At 40.1% G+C, this 25445-nt stretch carries 26 protein-coding genes, 3 pseudogenes and 2 other annotated features (1 of these 31 cut by a window edge); of the genes and pseudogenes, 1 reads left to right on the top strand and 28 read right to left on the bottom strand.

Annotation, left to right across the window (positions count from 1 at the left end; all coding sequences use genetic code 11):
• The 6 genes and pseudogenes from yajC to PRIP_RS18110 form a co-directional block, all read right to left on the bottom strand.
• Nucleotides 1-191: pseudogene (yajC, locus tag PRIP_RS10480) on the bottom strand (preprotein translocase subunit YajC); the annotation flags it as partial.
• Nucleotides 192-226: 35 nt separating this feature from the next.
• Nucleotides 227-1366, bottom strand: a complete 1140-nt coding sequence (gene tgt, locus PRIP_RS10475; protein WP_036101137.1) for a tRNA guanosine(34) transglycosylase Tgt — start codon at nucleotides 1364-1366, stop codon at nucleotides 227-229.
• Nucleotides 1367-1455: 89 nt separating this feature from the next.
• Nucleotides 1456-2487: a tRNA preQ1(34) S-adenosylmethionine ribosyltransferase-isomerase QueA gene (queA, locus tag PRIP_RS10470; RefSeq protein ID WP_036101136.1), complete on the bottom strand. Its 1032-nt coding sequence runs from the start codon at nucleotides 2485-2487 to the stop codon at nucleotides 1456-1458.
• 14 nt (nucleotides 2488-2501) lie between these two features.
• Nucleotides 2502-3503, bottom strand: a complete 1002-nt coding sequence (gene ruvB / locus PRIP_RS10465) for a Holliday junction branch migration DNA helicase RuvB (protein WP_036101135.1) — start codon at nucleotides 3501-3503, stop codon at nucleotides 2502-2504.
• 16 nt (nucleotides 3504-3519) lie between these two features.
• Nucleotides 3520-3918, bottom strand: a complete 399-nt coding sequence (ruvA, locus tag PRIP_RS10460) for a Holliday junction branch migration protein RuvA (RefSeq protein ID WP_338151591.1) — start codon at nucleotides 3916-3918, stop codon at nucleotides 3520-3522.
• Nucleotides 3845-4123, bottom strand: coding sequence for an OB-fold domain-containing protein (locus PRIP_RS18110; protein ID WP_338151590.1), 279 nt, complete (start codon nucleotides 4121-4123; stop codon nucleotides 3845-3847). The genes ruvA and PRIP_RS18110 overlap by 74 nt, the downstream gene beginning before the upstream one ends.
• 156 nt (nucleotides 4124-4279) lie before the next feature.
• On the opposite strand from PRIP_RS18110, the gene PRIP_RS17175 reads away from it, so the two are divergent.
• Nucleotides 4280-4435: a hypothetical protein gene (locus tag PRIP_RS17175; RefSeq protein ID WP_159101536.1), complete on the top strand. Its 156-nt coding sequence runs from the start codon at nucleotides 4280-4282 to the stop codon at nucleotides 4433-4435.
• Between the two features lie 47 nt (nucleotides 4436-4482).
• Here PRIP_RS17175 and PRIP_RS10455 read toward each other — a convergent pair whose 3' ends face one another.
• From PRIP_RS10455 to PRIP_RS10355, 22 genes and pseudogenes are all read right to left on the bottom strand, one after another.
• A complete protein-coding gene (locus tag PRIP_RS10455; RefSeq protein ID WP_036101134.1) occupies nucleotides 4483-5421 on the bottom strand; it encodes an L-lactate dehydrogenase in 939 nt (312 codons plus the stop codon).
• 73 nt (nucleotides 5422-5494) lie between these two features.
• The gene (locus tag PRIP_RS17990; protein ID WP_277620092.1) at nucleotides 5495-5626 is read right to left on the bottom strand and encodes a hypothetical protein; all 132 of its coding nucleotides are present in this window, start codon (nucleotides 5624-5626) and stop codon (nucleotides 5495-5497) included.
• A 242-nt stretch (nucleotides 5627-5868) separates the two neighbouring features.
• Nucleotides 5869-6240, bottom strand: a complete 372-nt coding sequence (locus tag PRIP_RS10450; RefSeq protein ID WP_036101133.1) for a DUF4064 domain-containing protein — start codon at nucleotides 6238-6240, stop codon at nucleotides 5869-5871.
• A gap of 18 nt (nucleotides 6241-6258) precedes the next feature.
• On the bottom strand, nucleotides 6259-6984 hold the full coding sequence (locus PRIP_RS10445) for a YebC/PmpR family DNA-binding transcriptional regulator (protein ID WP_036101132.1): 726 nt from the start codon (nucleotides 6982-6984) through the stop codon (nucleotides 6259-6261).
• A gap of 117 nt (nucleotides 6985-7101) precedes the next feature.
• Nucleotides 7102-7959 carry a prephenate dehydratase gene (pheA, locus tag PRIP_RS10440; protein ID WP_036101131.1) on the bottom strand — a complete coding sequence of 286 codons (858 nt, stop codon included), beginning with the start codon at nucleotides 7957-7959 and terminating at the stop codon, nucleotides 7102-7104.
• An 18-nt stretch (nucleotides 7960-7977) separates the two neighbouring features.
• Entirely contained in the window at nucleotides 7978-9267 is a 1290-nt protein-coding gene (gene obgE / locus PRIP_RS10435) for a GTPase ObgE (RefSeq protein ID WP_036101130.1), read from the bottom strand.
• Nucleotides 9268-9422: 155 nt separating this feature from the next.
• Nucleotides 9423-10916: a glycerol kinase GlpK gene (gene glpK, locus PRIP_RS10430; protein WP_036101129.1), complete on the bottom strand. Its 1494-nt coding sequence runs from the start codon at nucleotides 10914-10916 to the stop codon at nucleotides 9423-9425.
• Between the two features lie 44 nt (nucleotides 10917-10960).
• Nucleotides 10961-11773 carry an MIP/aquaporin family protein gene (locus tag PRIP_RS10425; RefSeq protein WP_036101128.1) on the bottom strand — a complete coding sequence of 271 codons (813 nt, stop codon included), beginning with the start codon at nucleotides 11771-11773 and terminating at the stop codon, nucleotides 10961-10963.
• Between the two features lie 356 nt (nucleotides 11774-12129).
• Complete coding sequence (gene rpmA / locus PRIP_RS10420) at nucleotides 12130-12420, bottom strand: 50S ribosomal protein L27 (protein ID WP_036087858.1); 291 nt, start codon at nucleotides 12418-12420, stop codon at nucleotides 12130-12132.
• Between the two features lie 14 nt (nucleotides 12421-12434).
• The gene (locus PRIP_RS10415) at nucleotides 12435-12755 is read right to left on the bottom strand and encodes a ribosomal-processing cysteine protease Prp (protein ID WP_036101127.1); all 321 of its coding nucleotides are present in this window, start codon (nucleotides 12753-12755) and stop codon (nucleotides 12435-12437) included.
• Nucleotides 12756-12776: 21 nt separating this feature from the next.
• Nucleotides 12777-13085 carry a 50S ribosomal protein L21 gene (gene rplU / locus PRIP_RS10410; protein ID WP_036087854.1) on the bottom strand — a complete coding sequence of 103 codons (309 nt, stop codon included), beginning with the start codon at nucleotides 13083-13085 and terminating at the stop codon, nucleotides 12777-12779.
• Between the two features lie 12 nt (nucleotides 13086-13097).
• Nucleotides 13098-13173 (bottom strand) — a sequence feature (ribosomal protein L21 leader region).
• Between the two features lie 62 nt (nucleotides 13174-13235).
• Nucleotides 13236-14582, bottom strand: a complete 1347-nt coding sequence (locus PRIP_RS10405; protein ID WP_036101126.1) for a ribonuclease E/G — start codon at nucleotides 14580-14582, stop codon at nucleotides 13236-13238.
• Nucleotides 14579-15208 carry a hypothetical protein gene (locus PRIP_RS10400; RefSeq protein WP_036101125.1) on the bottom strand — a complete coding sequence of 210 codons (630 nt, stop codon included), beginning with the start codon at nucleotides 15206-15208 and terminating at the stop codon, nucleotides 14579-14581. Before PRIP_RS10400 ends, PRIP_RS10405 begins: the two co-directional genes overlap by 4 nt.
• Nucleotides 15209-15295: 87 nt before the next feature.
• Nucleotides 15296-16096, bottom strand: coding sequence for a septum site-determining protein MinD (gene minD / locus PRIP_RS10395; protein WP_036101124.1), 801 nt, complete (start codon nucleotides 16094-16096; stop codon nucleotides 15296-15298).
• A 2-nt stretch (nucleotides 16097-16098) separates the two neighbouring features.
• Nucleotides 16099-16773: a septum site-determining protein MinC gene (gene minC / locus PRIP_RS10390; RefSeq protein ID WP_036101123.1), complete on the bottom strand. Its 675-nt coding sequence runs from the start codon at nucleotides 16771-16773 to the stop codon at nucleotides 16099-16101.
• Between the two features lie 106 nt (nucleotides 16774-16879).
• The gene (gene mreD, locus PRIP_RS10385; RefSeq protein ID WP_036101122.1) at nucleotides 16880-17404 is read right to left on the bottom strand and encodes a rod shape-determining protein MreD; all 525 of its coding nucleotides are present in this window, start codon (nucleotides 17402-17404) and stop codon (nucleotides 16880-16882) included.
• Entirely contained in the window at nucleotides 17404-18267 is an 864-nt protein-coding gene (gene mreC / locus PRIP_RS10380) for a rod shape-determining protein MreC (RefSeq protein WP_036101121.1), read from the bottom strand. Before mreC ends, mreD begins: the two co-directional genes overlap by 1 nt.
• 43 nt (nucleotides 18268-18310) lie before the next feature.
• Nucleotides 18311-19360 (bottom strand): rod shape-determining protein, encoded by a 1050-nt coding sequence (locus tag PRIP_RS10375; RefSeq protein WP_036101120.1) that lies wholly within the window; start codon nucleotides 19358-19360, stop codon nucleotides 18311-18313.
• A 240-nt stretch (nucleotides 19361-19600) separates the two neighbouring features.
• A pseudogene (radC, locus tag PRIP_RS10370) lies at nucleotides 19601-20276 on the bottom strand (RadC family protein).
• A 16-nt stretch (nucleotides 20277-20292) separates the two neighbouring features.
• On the bottom strand, nucleotides 20293-21030 hold the full coding sequence (locus PRIP_RS10365; protein WP_052008859.1) for a prepilin peptidase: 738 nt from the start codon (nucleotides 21028-21030) through the stop codon (nucleotides 20293-20295).
• Nucleotides 21031-21267: 237 nt separating this feature from the next.
• The gene (locus tag PRIP_RS10360; protein ID WP_036101119.1) at nucleotides 21268-22545 is read right to left on the bottom strand and encodes a bifunctional folylpolyglutamate synthase/dihydrofolate synthase; all 1278 of its coding nucleotides are present in this window, start codon (nucleotides 22543-22545) and stop codon (nucleotides 21268-21270) included.
• A 59-nt stretch (nucleotides 22546-22604) separates the two neighbouring features.
• A pseudogene (locus PRIP_RS10355) lies at nucleotides 22605-25248 on the bottom strand (valine--tRNA ligase).
• 52 nt (nucleotides 25249-25300) lie between these two features.
• Nucleotides 25301-25445: a binding site (T-box leader), on the bottom strand (it continues 76 nt past the right edge of the window).

The following is a 25445-nucleotide window of genomic DNA, read 5'->3' as shown; positions in this document are numbered from 1 at the left end:
AATCAAGTACAACATTGCCATCTTCAATTGCTACAACTGTTCCGTGCAATCCTTCCGATAGTAATGATTTTATCACCTTTTGATAAACCACTTTGCATTGCATTGACTTCTTTTTGACGTTTTTGTTGTGGACGAATAAGCAAGAAGTAGAACAATACAATCATAAGTAATAATGGGATTAACATTGCCATGTGTTTATTCAGCTCCTTTCGTTATTAGTCTATATTTAGAAATTTTTCGCATTCGGACCGTTAAGACCATACTGCTCAAAAAATTCTTCCCGGAAATCAGCAAGGCGGTCATTCATAATCGCACCGCGAACCTGCTCCATTAAGTGTAACAGAAAATGTAGGTTATGATAAGTAGTAAGCCTAATACCAAACGTTTCATCACAACGAATTAAATGGCGAATGTAGGCACGCGAGTAATTTTTACATGTGTAGCAATCACACGCCTCATCAAGTGGCCTAAAGTCACGTGCAAACTTAGCGTTACGAACTACTAAACGACCTTGGCTTGTCATACATGTTCCGTTCCTAGCAATGCGCGTAGGTAACACACAGTCAAACATATCTACGCCCCGAATAACACCATCAATTAACGCATCAGGAGAACCAACTCCCATTAAATAACGCGGTTTATTGCTTGGAAGTAATGGCGTTGTATATTCTAATACCTCATTCATAATATCTTTCGGCTCACCAACGGACAAACCGCCAATCGAATAACCCGGAAAATCCATCGATACTAAATCACGCGCACTTTGTTCCCGTAAATCTTTGTAAGAGCCCCCTTGCACGATTCCAAAAAGTCCTTGATCATGCGGACGAGTGTGTGCTTTCAAGCCACGTTCTGCCCAGCGAGATGTACGTTCAATTGATTTTTTCATATATTCATGTGTCGCTGGATATGGCGGACATTCATCAAATGACATCATAATATCCGCACCAAGTGAGTTCTGCACTTGAATCGCTTTTTCAGGAGATAGGAATAATTTATCACCATTTAAATGATTTCGAAAATGTACGCCTTCTTCTTTAATGTCGCGCATATCACTCAAGCTAAAAACTTGGTAACCGCCTGAATCCGTTAAAATTGCCTGGTCCCAGTTCATAAATTTATGGAGACCACCAGCTTCTTCAATTAAGTCTTCCCCTGGTCGTAACCACAAATGATACGTATTGCTCAAAATAATACCCGAACCCATCGCTTTAAGTTCTTCTGGCGACATTGTTTTAACCGTTGCAAGCGTTCCAACCGGCATAAACATTGGCGTATCAAAAGAACCGTGCGGCGTATGAATTTTACCAAGCCGGGCACCTGTTTGTTTATCTGTCTTTATTAATTCATAGGTAATCGCAGCCATTTTCTACCTCTTTCTATTTCGTTAATATCCAATCCATAGCATATCTAAAAAAGAACCGAAAAACAAGTGTTTTCTAGTAAAAATAAAAATTAGGCATAAATAAACATCGCATCGCCGAAACTAAAGAAGCGATATCGTTCTGCTACCGCATGTTCATATGCTGCCATAATATATTCACGTCCAGCTAGCGCGCTCACAAGCATAATCAATGTCGACTTAGGCAAGTGAAAATTCGTAATTAATGCGTCCACTGCTTTGAATATGTAACCCGGCGAAATAAAAATATCTGTCCAGCCACTATCTTCTTGCAGTTCCCCATCAAACTTCGTTGCAATTGTCTCCAGCGTCCGAATTGAAGTTGTACCAACCGCCACAATTTTACCACCAGCCGCTTTCACAGCATTTAGCTCTTGCGCAGCCTCACGCGTTAAACGATAAAATTCAGAATGCATCTTATGATTTGCCGTGTCTTCCACATCTACTGGGCGGAAAGTTCCTAAGCCAACATGTAGCGTCAGAAAAATCACTTTGACGCCTTTAGCACGAACTTTTTGCAACAAATCTTGCGTAAAATGCAAGCCAGCTGTCGGAGCAGCCGCAGAACCATTTTCCCGTGCAAACACAGTCTGATAGCGATTTTGATCCTCTAACTGCTCTTTAATATACGGCGGCAACGGCATTTCTCCAAGGCGCTCTAAAATCTCATAAAAAATCCCACTATATTCAAACTGCAAAATTCGGCCACCATGCTCTAACTCTTCCAAACAAACGGCAGAAAGTTCGCCGTCGCCAAACTCAATACGCATCCCTTTTCTAATCCGTTTCGCTGGTTTAACTAGCGTCTCCCAAGCATCGCCTTCCTTTTGCTTTAAAAGCAACACTTCAATATGGGCACCCGTCTCCGCCTTCTCTCCGTGGAGTCGCGCTGGAAGAACACGCGTATCATTCAATACAAGTGCATCCCCTGCGTGTAGCTGTTCTAAAATCGCAGGAAAATGAGCGTCTTCAATAGCGCCCGTTTCCTTATTTACTAACATCAAACGACTAGACGTCCGATCAAGTAACGGCGTCTGCGCAATCAATTCTTCTGGTAATTCAAAATCAAAATCTTCTACTCTCATCCCGACACACCTTTTCATTCACTTTTCGTTAAACCTAAATGGGCATAAGCTGCATCCGTCACTATTCGTCCCCGTGGCGTCCGCTGCAAAAAGCCAATTTGTAATAAATACGGTTCTTGCATATCTTCAATCGTTTCGCGTTCCTCACCAATGCTTGCCGCAATTGTATCTAAACCTACCGGCCCACCGCGAAACGAGTGGATAATCGTCGTTAATAACCGCTGATCAATCGTATCCAAACCACGAGGGTCCACTTGTAGCAACGTCAACGCTTCTCGTGCCAAACTTTCTGTCACCAAACCATCACTGCGAACTTGCGCGAAGTCACGCACCCGCTTTAATAGCCGATTCGCAATACGCGGTGTCCCACGAGACCGTCTCGCAATTTCTATCGCACCATACTTGTCCACTTCCGTATCCAAAATATCTGCCGTCCGCGTCACAATCTCCGTCAAATGTTCCTCCGAATAAAACTCCAGATGATCAATTACACCAAACCGATCACGCAAAGGAGCCGATAACTGCCCAGCACGCGTTGTCGCGCCAATCAACGTAAATGGTGGCAAGTCTAAACGTACCGATCGCGCCGTTGGACCCGTCCCAATTACAATATCCAAACAATAATCCTCCATCGCCGGATATAAAATCTCCTCAATCGAGCGATTCAAACGATGTATCTCATCAATAAATAACACATCGCCAGGCTCAAGCGTCGTCAAAATCGTCGCCAAATCCCCCGGTCGCTCAATCGCTGGACCACTTGTTGTACGCATCGTTGTCCCCATCTCATTCGCAATCACCATTGCAAGCGTCGTTTTACCCAGCCCTGGAGGCCCGTACAAAAGCACGTGATCCAGCGCCTCTTCTCGTTGTTTTGCAGCCTCAATAAAGACTTCTAAATTATGCTTTACCTTTTCTTGCCCTATATATTGTGCCAAGGTCTGTGGGCGAAGACTCTTCTCGAAGGAAACTTCCTCTTGATTCACATTTTCACCAGAAACGATGCGGTCTTCCATGTCACATTCCCCTTCCTTACTTCGTCATGAGCTGCAATGCTAGCTTAATATAGTCATTGCTCGTCAATACTTCTTTTTCCAATTTCGGCAATACTTTCTTCAATTCACGTGTACTATAACCAAGTGCTTCCAAAGCCAATACAGCCTCTTCTAGCGCCGTTGGCAAACCATCAGAAATATCTTTCGTCGCTTTTTGTACCGTAATTTGATCCGCCGCGACATCTGCTAGTTTTCCTTTTAAATCAAGAATAATTTGGCGTGCCGTCTTTTTCCCAACACTCGGAAATTTCGTTAAATATACATCATCCTCTGCTTCAATCGCTGAAATAAGCGGAACTGGATCACCTGCCGCAATAATAGCTAGCGCACTCTTTGGTCCAATACCAGACACGCCGAGCAATTTTTTTAAATAAATAGCGTTCTTCTGCCGTTTGGAAGCCGAATAAAGAAATATTGTCCTCGCGCACATGCTGATATAAATAAACCTTCGTCTCCTGCCCCTCTAAGCTCGAAAAAGAAAAAGGATTTCCTGTCATAATTTGATAACCAATCTGACTTGTCTCAATCACAATATACTCTGGAGAAATATCCGTCACCGTACCTTTTATATACTCATACAAAGAAAATGCCCTCCATCAAATTAAATTCACTCCTTCCATGATAGCATAAAAAAGAACATTTGTACTATCAAAAAAGCTATATTCCGAGAATTCCACACGCACCATCTTGTGAAAATTCATGAAATCGCATACAATAAAAGAAAAGGAGGCAAACCCATGACAGAAAAAACCATCACAAAATCACTCAAAAAATTCGTACATCTCGCAGCCTCGGCACTCAATCCAGCGAACCGTTCCACCTCCAATTACGAAGTCAAACAAAAATTAAAACAACTCAATAAAGAAGAACAAAACAATCCGAAATCACGATGAAAAACAGCGATTCATAATGCCGGATCGCTGTTTTTGCTATCTATTTTTTAGCCCAAGTGCCCGATATTCTCTGCAATGACAGCAGCTGAAGCATCGAATTGTGACTTCTCCAGCTTGTTTAATTCAAGTTCGATAATCTCCTTCACGCCATCTTGCGCTAGTACAGCTGGAACACCAATCGCGATGTTAGACTTTCCGTATTCACCATCTAATACGCACGAAACTGCCAACGCGCGATGGCTCCCACTGAAAATGTTACGGGAAATTTCCACAATTGTTCCAGCAATACCGTATTCCGTACAACCTTTTTGATGATAAATTTCAAAGCCAGTATCACGTGCCCGTTCTCCAATAGCCTTCAAATCAAACTCTGTGCCAAATTTTTCTTTGCTATACGCATTAATTGATTTCCCGTAAACAGAAGAATGAGACCAAACTGGAAACTGCGAGTCGCCATGTTCACCAAGTACAAATGCATCAATACTTTGTGGCGCCACATCTAATTTTTCAGAAAGCAAACGACGTAATCTTGTCGTATCAAGCCAAACGCCCGTTCCAAGCACACGATGGCGAGGTAATCCGGATAACTTCCATACTTGATATGTAATAATATCCACTGGATTCGCCGCTACTAAGAAAATACCTTCAAATCCATTTTTCATCATGTCTGGAACAATGTTCGCAATGATTCGCGATGTACTTTTTAGCTCGTCAAGTCTTGTCTGACCTTCTTTCAAAGCTCCTGCCGTTACAGTAATTACAGCAATATCAATATCTTTACAATCTTTTGCCTCACGAACACTGATTTTCATCATACCGTGCGTGAAAGCCGCTGCATCCGCTAAATCTTTGCGATGCCCTTCCACACGTTCTGCATTCAAATCAACGAGCACCAATTCCTCGCAAATATTTTGATTCACAAACGCATGTGCTGCTGCTGAACCAACGTTTCCAGCACCAATAATCATTACTTTCCTAGGCTTCATATGACATCACCTTCCTTACAATCTAGTTCCCATTTTACACAGAATCAAACCGAAAGAAAAGTGCTATTTTAGATTATTTTTGTAAATTTCCCACTTTCACCAAATCAGCGCTCGCAATCACGCCATGCATTTGGTAAGCAAAATACCCTGTTAATCCTAATAATAAAGTTCCTAATACTGCACCTGTAATTATTAATTTTTTCATGTCAATCGCTCCAATCGCCTTATTTATGTATTTATCTTACCAATACAACGACTGAAATTCCCTCGATTTAGATGACGGGCACCTTACAATTTTGACACAAAAAAAGAAAAGGTGTATAACCCAAATAAATCGGCGACAAGCGCTCGATTTGCGTAAAGCAGAAATCACGTCTTACCCAGAAATAGGGACACGCGATTCCTTACTTATTTTTCGTTAAAATATGGTTTATATTAGACTTTAGTTTAGAAATCATCGTATGGCGATGCTTTACGCGATACGCACATGATTCCGGAAATGATTAGTAATACGCCTGGTACAATCCAAAGTAGTTGAATGAGGACAAAGCCTATGCCTCCTGCGATGATTAGCAGGATTCCCCAGACTTTTGGATTCTTTTTTAATAGGCATGCTGCAACGATGCCAAATACAGCCACAAAAAATACCACTATGCTTGCAAAGAGCAGGCCTAGCCCATAATAATTGGCGAATATTGGATCGACATCAAAGGCACTAATACCTGTTAGCACCAAACCTGAAATCAACGCTGTTCCGGAAGCAATGATACCTGTAATACCACCAATCAAGCCTAGTATAAATTCTGCTGTTCTGTTCATCTTCCATCCTCCTTCCCATCAATAACCAATTGCATTCGTATATACTTCTTGTACGTCATCGTCATCTTCTAATGCATCAATCATTCGCTCAAACTGTTCTTTTTTGTCTTTTGGAATCTCATTGGAAACTTGCGGAATCATCGATAGCTCTGCTGTTACAAAGGCATATCCAGCTTCACTCAGTGCATCTTTCACATCCGTAAAAGTATTTGCTTCTGTGTACACTTCAAAAGCTTCTTCGCTTGCCTCTACATCATCTGCGCCTGCTTCAATTGCTTCTAAGATGAATGTATCCTCGTCCACTTCCAAATCCGCCCGCTCAATCACAATATAGCCTTTTCGATCAAACATATAGGCGACACTTCCTGTTTCACCTAAATTTCCACCATTTTTGTTGAACGCCACACGAACATTCGTGGATGTCCGATTTCGATTATCCGTTAACGTATGCACTAATACAGCAATGCCACCAGGAGCGTATCCTTCGTACGTAATTTCATCATAATGCTCACCAGCCGTATTTCCCGCAGCTTTATCAATTGCACGTTTAATATTATCATTTGGCATATTTACTGCCTTTGCTTTATCGACAACAAGCCGCAACGACGCATTCGTGCTAATATCCACACCAGCTTTTGCCGCCACAAAAATTTCTTTGGCTAACTTTTGAAACACTTTTGCCCGCTTCGAGTCTTGTGCATTTTTACGCCCCTGTATGTTTTTCCATTTCGAATGCCCTGCCATTTGCTACACTCCTTCAAACATTTTTCTACTTAAAAGTCTAGCTTAGTTAGCGGAAAACTGCAATGGAAAAGGATATCAAAAAATCATGCCTGCATTCACAAAGACATGATTTCTGGATTATTTCACTTTTACTGGTAAACGATACACATGATAGGTACCTAATTCGCGCGTTGTGCCACCAAGCAAGGCGATTTCTTCTAATGCATTTTGCACTAATTGCGCTTCCCCGTCTGATAAAAGATCGATGAGGAAAAAATACTCGCCGAGTGATGTTTTTAATGGCCGTGATTCGATTTTGCTCATATCGATGTTGCGCCATGCAAAAGTTGCGAGTACTTTATGAAGCGCTCCGGGCATATTGTTTGGCAAAATAACGCTGACCGATGTTTTTTCTTCTTCACGGTCTGGCAAAGCAACGTTTACTGGCTGACGACTTAAAACGACAAACCTAGTCTGATTTAACTCGATATCTTGCGCATTTTCTTGCACAATCGTTAAACCATATGTCTCAGCCGCCATATAAGGCGCAATTGCCGCGATTAGCTCATTCGGGTGCTTGCTTACCCATTCTGCCGCATAAGCCGTAGAAGGCGTTGTTTCGCGCTCTACACCATACAGCTCTGTTTGTAAAAATGTATGGCATTGCGCGATAGCTTGCGGATGTGACATTACTTTTTGAACAGATTGCCATGTGTTGCTATTATTCGGGTGAACCATGACATGTTGCGCAATTGGAACAACAATTTCGGCCACAATTGGCACGCTCGACTGATGAAACAAATAATCTAGCGTCACATTCACTGTCCCTTCAATCGTATTCTCAATCGGAACAACCGCCACGTCCACGCGTCCTTTTTCAATCGCCATAATGCAATCGGGAATCGAGGCATAAGCAACCGCCTCATCGTGAGGAAAAGCGCTCACCGCCGCCGTATGTGTAAATGTTGCCACAGGCCCCAAGTAACCAACCTTCATAACCATACCACCCCTTTATTACTCGATGAATTCAAACTCGAAATCAAACAGACGAACGATGTCACCATCTTGCGCCCCACGTTTTCGGAGTGCATCATCGACACCCATCGCCCGCAATTGACGAGAAAAGCGTTGAATTGACGCATCACGTTCGAAGTTCGTCATCGCAAATAGACGTTCTAATTTCTCCCCAGTTAGTACATACGCACCATCAGGATCACGCGAAATTTCAAAATCAGGAGCTTCTGCTTCGAATTTGTAAAGTACTGTATCTTCTTCTTCTTTTTCTAGTAGCTCATCCAATGGGAATTCCGGCGTATTTTCCAATTTATCAGCAACCGATAGGATTAAAGCATTCAAACCTGATTTAGTAACTGCAGAAATCGGGAATACAGGAACATCCTCCGTTAATTTTTCTTTAAACATAGCTAACTGTTCTTCTGCATCTGGCATATCCATTTTGTTCGCGACAATGACTTGTGGGCGTTCCATCAAGCGTAAATTGTACTGTTCAAGCTCCTTGTTAATCGCCAAGTAATCCTCATACGGGTCGCGACCTTCCGAAGCAGACATGTCAATCACATGAACGATAACACGCGTACGTTCAATATGGCGTAAGAACTGATGCCCCAGACCAACACCTTGGCTAGCCCCTTCGATCAAGCCCGGTAAATCCGCCATAACAAAGCTACGGCCATCCCCTGTGTCCACCATTCCTAAATTAGGAACAATCGTTGTAAAATGGTACGCCGCGATTTTCGGACGTGCTGCAGAAACAACCGATAACAATGTTGATTTACCAACACTTGGAAAACCTACTAAACCAACATCGGCTAATACTTTCAACTCTAATTGAATCGTACGTTCTTGGCCAGGCTCACCGTTCTCGGAAAGTTCAGGCGCCGGATTGGCAGGAGTTGCAAAGCGCTTATTTCCACGACCACCACGGCCAGCTTTAGCAATTAACGCTTGTTGACCATGTGCCACTAAATCAGCAATCACTTCGCCCGTCTCTACATCTGTCACAACGGTTCCTTGTGGTACTTTCACGACTAAATCATCTGCGCCACGACCGTGCATACTTTTACTCATTCCGTGTTCGCCACGTTCCGCTTTAAAACGGCGTTGATAACGGAAATCGACTAACGTCCGCAAACCTTCATCTACTTCAAAAACAACATTACCACCATTACCACCGTCACCACCTGCTGGGCCACCATTTGGTACAAATTTTTCACGACGAAATGCGACCATCCCATCTCCGCCATCACCGGCTCTTACATATATCTTAACTTGATCTATAAACATAATCATTCTCCCGTCCAATTTTATATCATCTGTTCATTATAACCAACTTCACCTACAAATGTCATCCTTTTTCGGATATTTTATTTTAAAGATACGTTTTTAGCCAAAAAAATAAAAAAAGAAACACCCAAACTCGAATGGGTGCTTCCATCTTATTATTTGAATGCTTGCGCTGCTTTGACAGCCTTTTTCCAGCCGCCGTATAGCTCGTCACGCTCGTCCTCTTTCATTTCTACTTCAAATTTCTTATCTAACTTCCAATGTCTCTTAATTTCTTTCTTGTCTTTCCAAACGCCAACTGCAAGACCTGCTAGGAATGCCGCGCCTAAAACGGTTGTTTCGCGATTTTCAGGGCGTTCTACTGGCACATTTAAAATGTCTGCTTGGAACTGCATTAAGAAGTCATTGGCACATGCGCCACCATCAACGTGTAGTAGTTTTAGCTCGATGCCCGAATCTTTTTCCATCGCATTAAGGACGTCTTTGGTTTGATATGCTAGCGATTCTAATGTCGCACGAATAAATTGCTCTTTCTCCGTACCACGTGTTAAGCCGAAAACGGCACCGCGTACATCGGAATCCCAATATGGGGCTCCTAGACCAACGAATGCTGGTACGACATACACACCGTCTGATGACTCAATGCGAGACGCGTAATTTTCAGAATCGCCAGAATGACGTAGCATCCGCATGCCATCACGCAGCCACTGAATGGCCGAGCCAGCTACAAAAATACTACCTTCTAGCGCATACTCAACTTTGCCATCAATTCCCCAAGCAAGCGTTGTGAGCAAGCCAGTATCCGATTTAACGGCTTTGTCTCCCGTGTTCATCAACAAGAAACAACCAGTTCCATATGTGTTTTTCGCCTCGCCTTTTTCAAAACAACCTTGACCGAATAACGCGGCTTGTTGGTCACCAGCGATACCTGCTACTGGAACTTCCTCGCCGAAGAAGTGATAAGGAACCGTCGTGCCGTATACCTCAGACGATTGTTTTACTTCTGGAAGCATTACTTCTGGAATGTTTAGCATTTCTAGCAATTCATCATCCCACTGCAAATCATAAATATTATAAAGCAACGTCCGCGACGCATTCGAATAGTCGGTCACATGGGCTTTCCCGCCAGTTAATTTCCAGACAAGCCATGTATCAATCGTTCCAAATAATAATTCGCCATTTTCCGCACGCTCTTGCGCTCCGTCCACATGATCCAAAATCCAACGCGCTTTCGTTCCCGCAAAATACGCATCAATGAGCAGACCCGTTTTATCGCGAACCATATCATTGTAGCCGTCTTTTTTCAGCTGGTTACAAATGTCAGCCGTTTGACGAGATTGCCAAACAATAGCATTATAAATCGGATTTCCCGTTTCTTTTTCCCAAACAACTGTTGTTTCACGCTGATTCGTAATACCAATACCAGCCACTTGCTTCGATGAAATATTTGTTTTTAAAAGAACGCCCGCAATAACCGCTAGAATCGATGCCCAAATTTCATTAGCACTATGTTCTACCCAACCCGGTTTTGGAAAAATCTGCTCAAACTCTTTTTGTTCCACACCGATAATTTCGCCAGTTTCATCTACAATCATTGCTCTTGAACTCGTGGTACCTTGGTCTAATGCTAAAATATATTTTTTCTCCATCAATAAATCCCCCTTCGATTATATGTGCCCGCATCTATATTTTGTCACGCTTTTTGTTTTTTGTCGAGTTGCATGGTTCCAAGTAAAATCACAAGGAACAGTGCTATGAAAATCCATAACCAAACGTTAAAGTCACCGTTAATTATTGCGTTGTATCCAAGTCCGCCTAGCGCACCGCCGACAACGGGTCCGAGCACAGGCACCCAAGAATACGCCCAATCTGATCCACCTTTTCCAGCAATCGGCCAGACAAAATGTGCAATTCGAGGACCTAAGTCACGCGCTGGATTAATCGCATACCCAGTCGTACCACCAAGTGACATACCGATAACGACAATCAAGCCACCAACAACTAACGGATTCAAACCTTCTGAAAATTTGTTTGCACCAATAGATAAAAGTCCGAAAATCAAAATAAATGTACCTAATGCTTCTCCAAAGAAATTCGATGTATAATGACGAATCGCTGGTGCTGTTGAGAACACACCTAGTTTCGTAGGTTTATCTTCTGTTTTCGCCCAATGTGGGAAATAGTGGAGCCATACCAGCGTCGCCCCAATGAACGCCCCGATGAATTGTGCAGATATGTAAGGAAAAACATCTGCCCAAGGAAATTTACCCGCAAGTGCCATACCAATTGTTACAGCAGGGTTCAAATGCGCCAAACTCATGTATCCGGATACATAAACCCCCATCGTAACCGCTAAGCCCCAAGCAAGCGTAACAACTACCCAACCGCCTGCCTCCGCTTTTGATTGCTTCAATGACACGCCTGCCACAACGCCCCCACCGAATAGCACTAAAATCATCGTACCTAATAACTCACCTAAAAATTGTGTGCCAATACTTGTGTCCATTGATTTCAACTCCTTTTGATTTTCTAGTTAGCACATTCGTAACGAAAATATACCCCTTGTCACCGCTAGCACTAACTCATACTTCATTTATTTCAAAAAAAGAATGACAACCAAAACAAAAACCTGTACAGCACAGACCTTCTCACGTTTTGATTGTCATCTCTTCTCCTGACAAAATATTAACTTAAAGCTATTAAACCATATCAAGAAAACGCTGTCAACCCTTTACTCTCCTGAGCTAGCTTGTGTTTTATTGCACTTGTTATAAGGATTATACCCTATCGCTACACATCGATAAACATTGTTCTGGATAAAACATAAAAAAGAGACCCTCCCGAAGAAAGATCTCTTACATATTATGCTTCTTGTGCTACTGGATATACACTAACTTTTTTCTTGTCACGGCCCATACGTTCAAAACGTACAACACCATCAGCTTTAGCGAAAAGAGTATCGTCGCCGCCGCGTCCAACGTTAGTTCCAGGATAAATTTTTGTGCCACGTTGACGGTAAAGGATAGACCCACCAGTAACGAATTGGCCATCAGCGCGTTTAGCACCTAAGCGTTTCGACTCGGAGTCACGTCCATTGGATGTAGAACCACCGCCTTTTTTATGGGCAAAGTGTTGAATATCAAATTTTAACATGAAAATTCCACCTCCTACTTTTTGGAGTTAATCGTAATATAATCAGGATAGCTATACGCTAAAGATATCAATTGATGCTCCATGCCCTCCAGCAGTATCTGAACGACCGCGTTGCCTTCTAAGTCCTCAGGAACGGAATAGTAAAGATAACCATCATCTTCTTCCATTACAGGCTCTATTCCCATCTTCTCACTAATTGCATTTACCATACCAAAAGCAATCGATGTAGCACCTGCACATACCAAATCCGCACCTTGCTCAGCAAAATTGGCATGACCATCCATCTCAAAAGCAACAATTTGTTCATCACGCCGAATAAAATCTGCATGAATCATAAGTATCATCCCCTCAAAAAATTAAGCGTTGATTGTGTCAATCGTTAATTTTGTATAAGGTTGACGATGACCTTGTTTTTTGTGATAGTTCTTTTTAGGCTTATATTTGAAAACAGTCAATTTCTTAGCGCGACCTTGTTTTTCAACTTTAGCCGTTACTGTTGCACCTTCCACGAATGGAGCTCCAACTTTAACAGCGTCACCACCAACAAAAACGACTTTGTCAAATGTTACCACGTCACCAACTTCACCTGCTAATTTCTCAACATAGATCTCTTGGCCAGCTTCAACTTTAACTTGTTTTCCACCTGTTTCAATAATTGCGTACATACTTGCACCTCCTCATATACTTAGACTCGCCATCACAGGGGATTACCGAAGCAATACTTAACCCAGCTCTGTGCGGTTGTAGCATGGTGCGCTACAAACATAACATTAGAATAATACCATATAAAGAAAGCCCGTGTCAACTAGCTCTCTCTAATGTTCTACTTGCGAAATCCGATAAAACGGTTTTACATCATCCGCTATCATCCAATCAATCTCTCCATCAAACGCAATTTCATCCAAAAAGGCATCCATTACATCCATTGTAACAGTTACAGCTACATAACTAGGATTACTTGCAAAAACACCTTGAAGCTCCCGTTCCATCTGATAAATAAGTGTCTGCGCTGAAGCCACAAATCCGGTTCCTTCACAAACGGGACAAGTGCAATGCATTTCCTCCAGCAATGACTTCTGACGCTTCCGTCTTGTCAATTGCATCAAACCACTCTCTGAGAGAGCCTCCACACGCATCGTTGTCTGATCTAAAGCTGCCATTTCCTCCATACGCGCACGCAAAGTTACTAGCTGTTGTTTATCCATACCGCTCATAAAATCAATTAAAATTAGACCACTCATATTACGCAATTTCATTTGACGTCCAATTTCGTTCACTGTAGATAAATTAACAGACGCGGCAATATGATCGCTCCTTCCTTTATAGTTACCCGAATTGATGTCAATAACCCACATAGCTTCTGTTTTTTCGATGACTAAAGAAGTTCCATTGCTCAAAAAAACAGTTGGCCGAAGTAAACGATTCATTGCAACTTCTAAATTGTATGTCGAAAAAATGGCACCTTTTTCACGGAATAGCGTAACATTCGTAAATAATGTTTTCAATTGCTGATAACATTCTGTGTCATCACAAATAATTTCTGCATCACTCGTTGCAAGTGGATGTTTATGTAAAAACGATGCAACACTTTCCGTCGCGCTGTATAATTTCCGATTCGCGCCTTTCTTATTAGCTAAAATACCTTGCATTTCCTGCCGCGCTTTGTTTAGCATTTGCTCTAATTCTTCAAACGGTATATCAATCGCCGCTGAACGAACAATGACACCTTCTTGCTCGCTTAACAGTGGGGCTATTTGTCGTTGAATTGCCTCTTTTTCTGGCATCGGAATTTTTCTGGACACTGCGACAAATGTGCTACCATAACTATATACAAGCGCGCTCTTCGATAATTCAATAATGCCAGTTAATAAGGCAGCTTTGGTTGCATTACCTTCACGCTTCACTTGCACTGGTAATCTCAAACCCTCATGTAATGCAAACGTCACTGGAATATCTTTCAAATGTATGAACGCATTTTCTTTGTAGCCAATGTTTACAAAAGCTGTTTTTAACTTCTGATCTATTTTTACAATCGTACCTAAATAAATATCTGAAACTTGTGGTTCATTTGACGGGCGCAGAATCCCTAAGTCTATTAATTGGTTGCCGTCTAAAAAAGCCACACGTTTTTCTCTACCCACAGCATTAACAACTATTCTCAATGCCAAGCCTCCCGAATACAATATTTTTTTATATTTCGATGCCAAATACCAATAGAATTTTTCGAAACCTCATATCTATCCGCCAGTTCCTGCTGATCAAAATCCTTTAGTTCAGGATACCCCCTCACAATAACAGCATATTCCACTGCTCCAACAATAGATTTATAATTTACATTACTTTTAATGGATTTTGGATATGTATCAAAAAAGTGGCGTAGCATTTGCTCCATCTCCATAGCAACTTCTGGTGTATACCTCTTGGCTACCTCGTTCGAACTTGTAATAACATCTTCTATTTTAAAAGGTCGTAGTCTTTCGACAACCTCATGCTCGACCTTGCTGTCTCCAATCGCTCTTTCCCACGCATAGAGTTCACTTTTCTTCAAATCATAAGATGAGACAAACTTATCAAAAAAAGCTTGCTTATTAGCTGGCGACAAATGCATATAACTCGAAGTGGCAACTGCTGCCCTCCATTCGTCCTCAGATAACCAATCTGTATGCGTCAAAACATGATTAATCGTCTTTAGGCAAAGCATTCTATACCGTTTTTCAAAAGGTAAGGGATTTCTATCCTCGTAAAATGCCATAATCGTCTGCGCACTAGTTCTATCCAACGTATCCATGAAGTTCTCCTCCTTGTAGCAAAAAAGTTGGTCATTAATCAAGAAATCTGTTCCTGACTAATATATCCAACTTTTGTCATCTGTAAATTAATTAGCGCCAAATAAACCCTTTAGCTTACTGAAAAATCCTTGTTTCTGCTCGTCAATAGACATTAGCGGAATAGATTCTCCTAAAAGTCTACGCGCAATATTTCTGTACCCGATACTTGCCCTGTTACTGGCTTGCATTGCAACAGGTTCTCCACTATTGGACGACTTAATAACCTCATCATCATCAATAATAATTCCTATCAACTCAATTGACAAATGTGTCGTTATCTCATCAATATCCATCACTTCTCCATTGCGCATCATCTGCGTCCGGATACGATTAATAATAAGTTTTGGTGCTTCAATCTCTTCTTGCTCTAGCAAGCCAATAATCCTGTCAGCATCACGAACCGCCGAAATTTCAGGCGTCGTAACAACTAAAGCACGATCAGCACCAGCAACAGCATTCTTATATCCTTGCTCAATTCCTGCCGGACAATCGATTAAGATAAAGTCATAGTCAGGCTTCATTTGTGCGATAAGTTCTTTCATTTGCTCTCCAGTCACAGCACTCTTATCCGTCGTTTGAGCTGCTGGTAGCAGAAACAGCAAATCGTCGAAACGTTTATCCTTAATAACCGCTTGATGCAGCTTGCAACGCCCCTCTACAACGTCCACAAGATCATAAATAATTCGATTCTCCAAACCAAGCACAACATCTAAATTTCGAAGTCCGATATCCATATCGACTAAGCACACTTTCTTTCCTTGCAATGCAAGTGCTGTTCCTAGGTTGGCCGTCGTCGTTGTTTTACCAACGCCACCTTTTCCTGAAGTTATTACTATAGCCTCACCCATGATTATTGCCCTCCTTGAAAATTAGAAATTTCCGGTCTAATTTTTCTTAAAATCTGTAAGCTATCAATCATTAGCTTATTCTTGTCATCCAAATAGGCAGTGAAAATATTCTCTTCCACTTTGTTTTTACTTTCCTCATCATCAAAACTAAGTATTTCATCTGCAATTCTAATTTGTGACGGATATTGGAATTTCCCAGTAACCACAGCTTTCTTATCGCCACCAATCCCGGCATGAATAATACCTTTCACGTTACCCAGTATATATACATTTCCAGTTGAGCGAATAGCTCCACCAGGATTGACATCCCCTACAAGTAGCAGGTCACCTGGTACATTAATCACTTGACCTGAGCGAACCACTGTAGCCAATGAAAATATTTGTTCGGCCTCTTTCCATTTCTTCGCTGCTTGTTTCGTCATTACATTACTTGTAAATCCCTTAACTTCCATTTGGCTATTCTCTTGAATGATAGCCTTAATTTTCTGCTCTTCTTCTTCTGTAAAAAGGCGATTTCCTATATGTACTTGGACGGCTAGCTTCTGGTCTTGCATTACAGTTTGCTGCTCCTTAAGGTGTTGTATCAAACCGTTTTCAAGCTCAGCTATACTAGCTACATCATTGAGAAAGATGCTAATACCGTCTTTCGTCCCTTTTATTTGGATATATCTCTTCAACTTACCTCACCTCACAGCCATTAATATTTTTGGGTTAAGACATAGCTCTAAATTAAACTATATCAGTCCGCAGACAATTAGTAAACAGACTGATATAGGATTAATATTACATCCTGTCACTTTCCTTTAATTTCAAGAGAAAACTTCTAAAAGGAAAGAAAAGAATCAGGAAGAAAGCCAGGTTTAACAAAATAGTCGTCCATAAACGCTGATCAGCAAATGTCGTGAAGGTCATATCAGTTCCACCAATAAGTAGGTAGAAGCCATACACTAAGCATTCGGTGAGCATTACGTTAAAAACAGTTACTAAGCCAACAAGTAGAATATTATTTTGAAGTACTTTCATAAGTTTATCCGTCAAATAAACGATAAACGGGAATATCGCAAAATAGACACCTAGCACGTCTGTGTAATAAATATCAAAAACTATTCCTAGTATGAAAGCATAAATCAGCGTCATGTTTCGATTATAGAATGTTGTCATCATGACTAGCATAACAATTAAAAAATGTGGAATGAAAAACCTCTGATCTCCAAAAAATGCATGCCCAAATTGAAGGCTAGTAACTCCTTCCAAAATAAAGATTCCTATTGCAATGAGTGGCATTACGATTACTTTCCTCGTATTCATCAGGACCCAGACCCTTCCGAGCCATCACCCTCCAAAGTACGTTGTAAGACAATAACGTGACTCAAATCATACAAATCCGCACCTGGCTTCACTAGCGCAGTTTGTGATAGACCCATCTTATCGGTTTCTACCTTCTCAATCGTGCCAATAAAAATATCTGAAGGGAAAATGCCGCCAAGCCCAGAAGTCACAACTTTCTCACCTTTAGTGAATTTCTGATCTATTGGTAATTGTTTCATTTCTAACAGCCGTTGTTCAGCATCATACCCATTAATAATTCCATACGCCGTTGCCTTACCTTGCACAATGGCAGAAATTCGGTTCCGGTCATCTGTTGAGCTGAGCAATTTTACAGTAGAGGATTTAGCACCTGTTTTCATAATTTTTCCAATCATACCTTCTGGTGTGCGTACAGCCATATTTGGTTTAACACCGTCGGCAGACCCTTTATCAATTTGAACTTGCATATTCCAATCATCTGGATTTCTGGAAATTACAGTTGCATTAATTGGATTATAATCACTTAAATCAGCCTCAATATCAAGCGATTTCTTCAAATCTGCGTTTTCTTTACTTAAATCTGCTACTTTACTTTCAAGTTGCGCCAATTCTTCTAAACGTTTTTTTAGATGCTCATTCTCAGTATAGGCGTTTCTCAAATCGCTGGCACTAGAAAAGAAACTAGAAGCAAAGCCAACTGGTTTGGAAACAATATTTTCTCCAAAGCCTGCGACATCTTTTACGAATTGCTCTGGCCAAGAAGCTTTGCTTTTACCACTTAGAGAATATCCTACTAACGCCACTAAAACAATAATGGAGACTAACAAGATAATTAAACGTTTATTTAAGAAAAACTGCGGCATAATGAACACCTCATCTCGTCAATCCTCTTCTTTCATAGTTGTGCTACAGACTCTTGACTACAAAATAGACATGTCTCATTAGCTCATTTTTTTTCTTTTTGTATAAGTCCATGTTTTCTAATGATTTACCTGTACCTATTGCAACACAATCCAAAGGGTTCTCTGCAATAATGACTGGCATTTTTGTCTCTTCCGCAATAACTGAATCTAAGTTACGCAACAATGCCCCACCACCGGTTAATACGATGCCTTTATCCATAATATCTGCTGAAAGTTCTGGTGGTGTATTTTCTAAAGTATTTTTTACTGCATCAATAATAGATGCCACTGTATCTGCCAAAGCCTCACTAATTTCTTCTGGAGAAATTTCGATTGTTTTCGGTAAACCAGTTACTAAATCACGACCACGAATACTAAATGGCTCTAAACCTAAGTCAACAGGATTGGCAGAACCAATTTCCATCTTGATTGTTTCAGCAGTTCGATCCCCAATTAATAAGTTATATTTCTTGCGGATAAAGTTAATGATCGCATCGTCCATGTCGTCTCCCGCAGTTCGCTCTGAACGGCTTGTCACAATACCACCAAGGGATATTACTGCAACTTCCGTAGTTCCACCGCCGATATCTACCACCATGCTACCTGTTGGATCCCAAACAGGTAAGCCTGCCCCGATTGCTGCTGCAAACGGTTCTTCAATTGTGTAGGCTTCTTTAGCTCCTGCTTGACGAGTTGCATCTGTTACAGCACGTTTTTCTACACCTGTAATTCCAGATGGAACACAAATCATAACACGGGGTTTACTTGCACTAGCACCTTTACTAGCTTTTTGGATATAGTATTTCATCATCGCTGCTGTTGTATCGTAATCCGCAATAACACCATCTTTCATGGGACGAATTGCAACGATATTGCCTGGTGTTCTCCCAATCATGCTTTTGGCTTCACTACCAACCGCAACAATTTCTTGTGTATCTTTTTTCATGGCGACAACAGATGGCTCTCTTAAAACAATACTCTTGCCTTTCATATAAACTAAAGTGTTTGCTGTACCTAAGTCAATTCCAATATCTTTATTACCAAATCCAAACATTTATTAATCTCCTTTTCTCTTCTTTAGTTATCACTTTGTTCATGATTGCTGTCTCTCTATTAACCATATTAGCTCTTAAATTCCCCAGCCCCAAAGTATTGTTTTATAATAATTAGGTATGCTGATATCCCTCGATGTTTTATGTAAAACAGATACACATAAACAACCACTTTATTATAACATAACTAAGCAGAACAGACATTAATTTTTAATGAGATAGACAAAATATTTATCTTTTCTTTAGAAATACCCCTCTTGCTTTAGGCTTGTAAAGGTATTATTCCCAATGATAATGTGATCTATCAAAGGAATTCCAATTAAATCACCTACTTTTTTTAAGCGTTTAGTGACTGCAATATCTTGGTGAGATGGGCTTGCATCACCAGAGGGATGATTATGAAAACACATGATGCTCGCTGCTGAATAACGCATCGCCTGTTTGAAAATTTCTCGTGGGTGCACAACACTGCTATTTAGACTGCCGATAAAAATAGTTTCTCGGTGCAATAATTTATTTCTTGTACTTAAAAAAAACACAGTGAAAATGCTCTTGAGACAGGTACCGCATTTCTTTCATGACAAGGTTAGCCCCATCTTGCGGCCCTCTAATAACTGGACATTCAATTACCTTTTGCTGGCCGATACGCTTACTGAATTCGATGGCTGCCAATACTTTAGCGGCTTTCGCTATTCCGATTCCATTTATTTGTATCAGTTCTTGAAGCGTAACATTTCTCATTTCCGAGAGTTCTAAAAACTGTGTAATAACTTTGTTCGCTAGATCAACTACAGATTCCGTTTTGCTACCAGTTTCAAGAATAATTGCTAATAGTTCTATATTGGATAAACTAGAAACTCCCTTTTGTTGCAAGCGCTCTCTAGGCCTTTCTGTATAAGGCATTTCTTTCATAAACATTAGCTTACCTCCCCAGTTATAAAATCAAAACCCAAAATAAATCCCCCGTAAACGCAGAGAATATAAAACCAATCAATATGAACGGCACAAATGGTATTTTTTGTTGTCTAAGCTTTCGATTAAATAAGGAGACCATGGTTATAATCAATAGACCAGAAAACACTGCAATAATAAAGACCAATAATACTTCTTTAATACCAAGTAAAAAACATAGTAAAATTAACAATTTTATATCTCCGAATCCAAAACCGTTTCTTACAATCAGATAGAGTAAAAGAAATAAAAATAAACCTATTATTAATTGATACAAATGTTCTAAAAATGCAGATGGATTTTGATAAAAATAAAATGTAGCAGAGATAGTAAAATAGCTAAGTAAGATGCTATCAGGGATACAGAGGTACAATACATCGCTCACAAATAAAATCAGTAACAGAGAATAAACTATTGCATACAGATAAAATGTATCCGTAAAACCGTATAATGCATAAAGTAAACAAATAAATAACGGAGACATAAGTTCTACCAGTATATAAGTTCTATTCATTGGTTTATGACAACAGGTGCTTTTCCCCCTCTGCATAATAAAGGATATAACCGGTATCATCTGGCGCACTTCTAGCTTCTTACCACAATAATCACATTGCGAAGAGACTCTTAGAATAAATGTATTACTCAATGGTGCATTCATTCCAAGAACATGTAAAAAAGATGCAAAAATAGTACTATATACCACTAAATAAAAATAAACCATTCGCTCGCCTCCTAGTTAATGAAATATAGCACGCAAATAGAAATATGTCATATAGCAAAAAATGCATTATTAGATATAAATCACTTCTAAAATTATTTTTAGAGTTAAGCGCAAAAAAAGAGTTTCGTATGCTCAATCAGCTCTAAAAAAAATTTTTTTAACTATTTTACAAGCTTTATTAGAAGAGGTAATATACAAAAAAGACTCACTGATATGAGTCCTATAGTATAAAGCATATTAAGATAGCAATAAATTTCTTACATCGGAGATAAAATACAATGAACCAGTTACCAAAATAATTGCTTCTGAGCTTCGCCTCTCACCAATTAACCATTTTTTCCAATCAGAGACTACACGTATATTATTTTCTATAGCGATATTCTGTATTTCTTCTTTTGTTAGTGCTCTCGGATAGTCAAAAGTCGTAATGTAAATATCAGCACGACTTATTTGCTTTAATAATGCTATCATATCTACAAATTCCTTATCGCGCATCGCTGTAAATAAGAGCTTTACTTGTTGGTCAGGAAAACTTTTTGCTGTGTTAACTAAAGCTTTGATTCCTTCTATGTTGTGCGCACCGTCAAGGTATATCAGTGGCTTTTCATTAATTTTCTCCATACGTCCAGGCCAGCTAGCATTCTTCAACCCGATTCTAATATTTTCTGTTGTCGTTGTATATTCAAACTGATTCAATAGCTCTATTGTCTTAACAGCTACTGCAGCATTGTTCAGCTGATGGTCACCTAGCAAGCTGACTTCTATATCATCTATTATGACATGAGGAGAAGCATAGTTGAATCGCTGTTCATCAATCTTTTCTACGTAAAAATTTGTATCAAGCTGAAATATTTTCAAATTCATTTCATCCGCCCGTTTTTTATACAGTGCGCGCACTTCTGGCTGTATTACACCGCTGACAACAGGTACGTCTGGCTTCATGATTCCAGCTTTTTCAGAGGCGATACTTTCAATTGTATCTCCTAAGAATTCCATATGGTCCATCCCAATAGTTGTAATAACGGAAATTAGCGGTGTAATAACGTTTGTAGAATCAAGTCTGCCTCCTAATCCGACCTCAACAATACCTATGTCTATCGGTGAGTACTCAGCAAAATAAAGAAACATCATTATTGTAATAATTTCAAATTCTGATGGATGGCCAATACTTTCGTTTTCAAGCTCATCAGCAAGCGGTTTGATTCGATTGCATAGGGAAATAATAGATTCATCTGAAATGGGAATTCCATTAATGCAGAGACGTTCATTGAATTGTTCTATATATGGGGAAGTAAATGTTCCTACACGATATCCTGCGTTTTCTAGTACATTGCGAATAAATGTTAGTGTAGATCCTTTACCATTGGTCCCTGCTATATGTACCCATTTGTTCTTCAATTGAGGATTGTCTAGTTTAGCAAGCATCCATTCCATCCGTTGAAGCCCTGGTTTAATACCCATACGTAATGTGCCGTGAATCCATGACACAGCACTCTCATAATCCTTGAAATGCATATACAAACCTCCATAAGACGGAGCGCTTCTCTCATTTTGGAGATCCGCGCTCGCTTTTATTAATTATTTTTTAAAGATTGGATGCGTTCCTCTACTAATGACTTCTTCTCCATATAGTCTTTTTCTTTCGCTCGCTCTTCTTCAATTACTTTTTCTGGTGCTTTAGCCATGAATTTTTCATTGGATAATTTTCCTTGTACACGTGAAACTTCCTTTTTCCACTTTGAAAGTTCTTTCTCTAGACGCTCAATTTCTTCGTCAATATTGATTAACCCTTCTAAAGGTAAATAGATTTCTGCACCTGATACAACGGCTGTCATCGCTGTTTTAGATGGTACTATGTCAAATGAAATTGTTGTTGTTTCTGGGTTACAAAAACGTTCAATATAAGTGATATTATTTTCTAAAATAGCTTTATGGCTGTCTGATTTAGGTTTGATTTGTAGCTTGATTTGCTTACTCAATGGCGTATTAACTTCAGCTCGAATATTACGAACAGCGCGTATAACTTCTACTAGCAGCTTCATGGATTCAGATGCTTCTTCATCTACTTGACTTGAATCTACTGTTGGCCAATCTGCAACTGTAATCGACACACCATCATGAGGTAAGTTTTGCCAAATTTCTTCTGTTACGAAAGGCATGAACGGATGTAATAATCTCATTGTATTATCTAAAACATAGGCTAAAACGGATCTAGTCGTTTGTTTCGCTTCCATGTCATCACCGTATAATGATATTTTTGCAATTTCAATGTACCAGTCACAGAAATCATCCCAAATAAAGTTATAAAGTGTCCGACCCACTTCACCAAATTCGTATTTCTCAGCTAAATTAGTCACAGTGCTAATTGTTTCGTTCAAGCGAGTCAATATCCACTTGTCGCTAACTTCTGTAACATTTGTTAAATTGATTGCTTCATATTGCATACCTTCCATGTTCATTAGTGCAAAACGAGAGGCATTCCAAATCTTATTGATGAAATTCCACGTGGATTCTATTTTTTCAAAGCTGAATTTCAAATCTTGTCCTGGGGAAGTTCCTGTAGATAATGTATAGCGTAATGAGTCAGCTCCATATTTCTCTACGACTTCAATTGGATCGACACCATTTCCAAGAGATTTAGACATTTTTTTTACCATCTGCATCTCGGACTAATCCGTGTATTAATGTATCTTTAAACGGTCTTGTTTCTGTAAATTCAACAGATTGGAAAATCATTCTCGATACCCAGAAAAAGATGATATCATAACCTGTTACCAATGTACTTGTAGGGAAGAATTTCTTGTAATCTGGATTTGCTTCATCAGGCCAGCCCATTGTAGAGAAAGGCCATAATGCCGAACTAAACCATGTATCCAGAACATCTTCATCTTGATTCCAATTTTCGATATCAGAAGGTGCTTCCTCGCCAACATATAGTTCACCAGTTTCTTTATGATACCAGGCTGGAATACGATGTCCCCACCATAATTGGCGTGAAATACACCAGTCATGAATATTTTCCATCCAGGATAGATATGTTTTTTCAAACCGATCTGGAATGAAGCTGACCTTATCATCCGTACTTTCTTGTAGTTTCACGGCTTGTTCAGCTAATGGTGCCATTTTTACAAACCATTGCATAGAAAGATATGGTTCTACCACTGCGCCAGTTCTTTCTGAATGCCCAACTGAATGCAAATGTGGCTCTTGTTTGATGAACAATCCTAGTTCTTTGAAATCTTCTATAATTGCTTTACGCGCATCGAGACGATCCATGCCGTTATATTTGCCTGAAGCTTCGTTCATTGTCGCATCTTCATTCATTACAATTACTCGTGGTAAGTCGTGACGGTTACCTACCTCAAAATCGTTAGGGTCGTGTGCCGGTGTTATTTTTACTACACCAGAACCAAATTCACGTTCTACATAATCATCAGCAACGATTGGGATTTCTCGTCCTATGATTGGCAAGGTAATCGTTTTTCCAATAAACGCTTGATAGCGCTCATCTTTAGGATGAACAGCAACTGCTGTGTCGCCTGGAATTGTTTCAGGTCTTGTTGTTGCGACTTCTAAGAAACCTGAACCATCCGTTAATGGGTATTTTAAATGATAGAACTGTCCTTCAACGTCTTGGTGAATAACTTCAATATCGGATAATGCTGTTTTCGCAACGGGGTCCCAGTTAATGATATATTGTCCTCTGTAGATTAAATCTTTTTCATATAAAGTGACAAACACTTTTCTTACAGCATCGGATAAACCTTCATCTAATGTAAAACGTTCTCTTGAATAGTCTAATCCTAAGCCAATCTTTTTCCATTGCTCGCGTATGACGGCAGCGTACTCTTCTTTCCAATCCCAAGCTTGTGTTAAGAATTTCTCGCGGCCTAAATCATAGCGTGAAGTATTGCTTTCTCGCAATTTCGCCTCTACCTTTGCTTGGGTTGCAATACCTGCGTGGTCCATTCCTGGCAAATACAATGTGTCATAACCTTGCATCCGTTTCATGCGTGTTAAAATATCTTGTAATGTTGTATCCCAAGCGTGTCCTAGATGTAGTTTTCCAGTTACATTTGGGGGTGGGATTACAACGGAATATGCTGGTTTTTCATTTTTACCATCAGCTTTGAAAAATTCTTGCTCAATCCACCAATCATAGCGATTTTTTTCAATATCTTGGGGGTTATATTTTGTTGGCATGTTTAATTCTGTCATCTTTTTTCCTCCTAAATCGATTTTGGAATACAAAAAACTCTTCTCATCCTGTATAAAGGACGAAAAGAGCTTTCCGCGGTACCACCTTTTTACCGTACACAAAAGTACGGCACTTCATTCTTTTAACGAGAGTAAGTTTCCCGATATCCCTTACTCTAAGTTCAGGAATATTACTCAGAGGCTACGTTCAAATATTT

It is taken from the genome of Paenilisteria riparia FSL S10-1204 (assembly GCF_000525995.1).
GTDB lineage: Bacteria > Bacillota > Bacilli > Lactobacillales > Listeriaceae > Listeria_A > Listeria_A riparia.
Note: the sequence above shows the minus strand (reverse complement) of the source record. Positions and strands in the feature narration are given on the sequence as shown.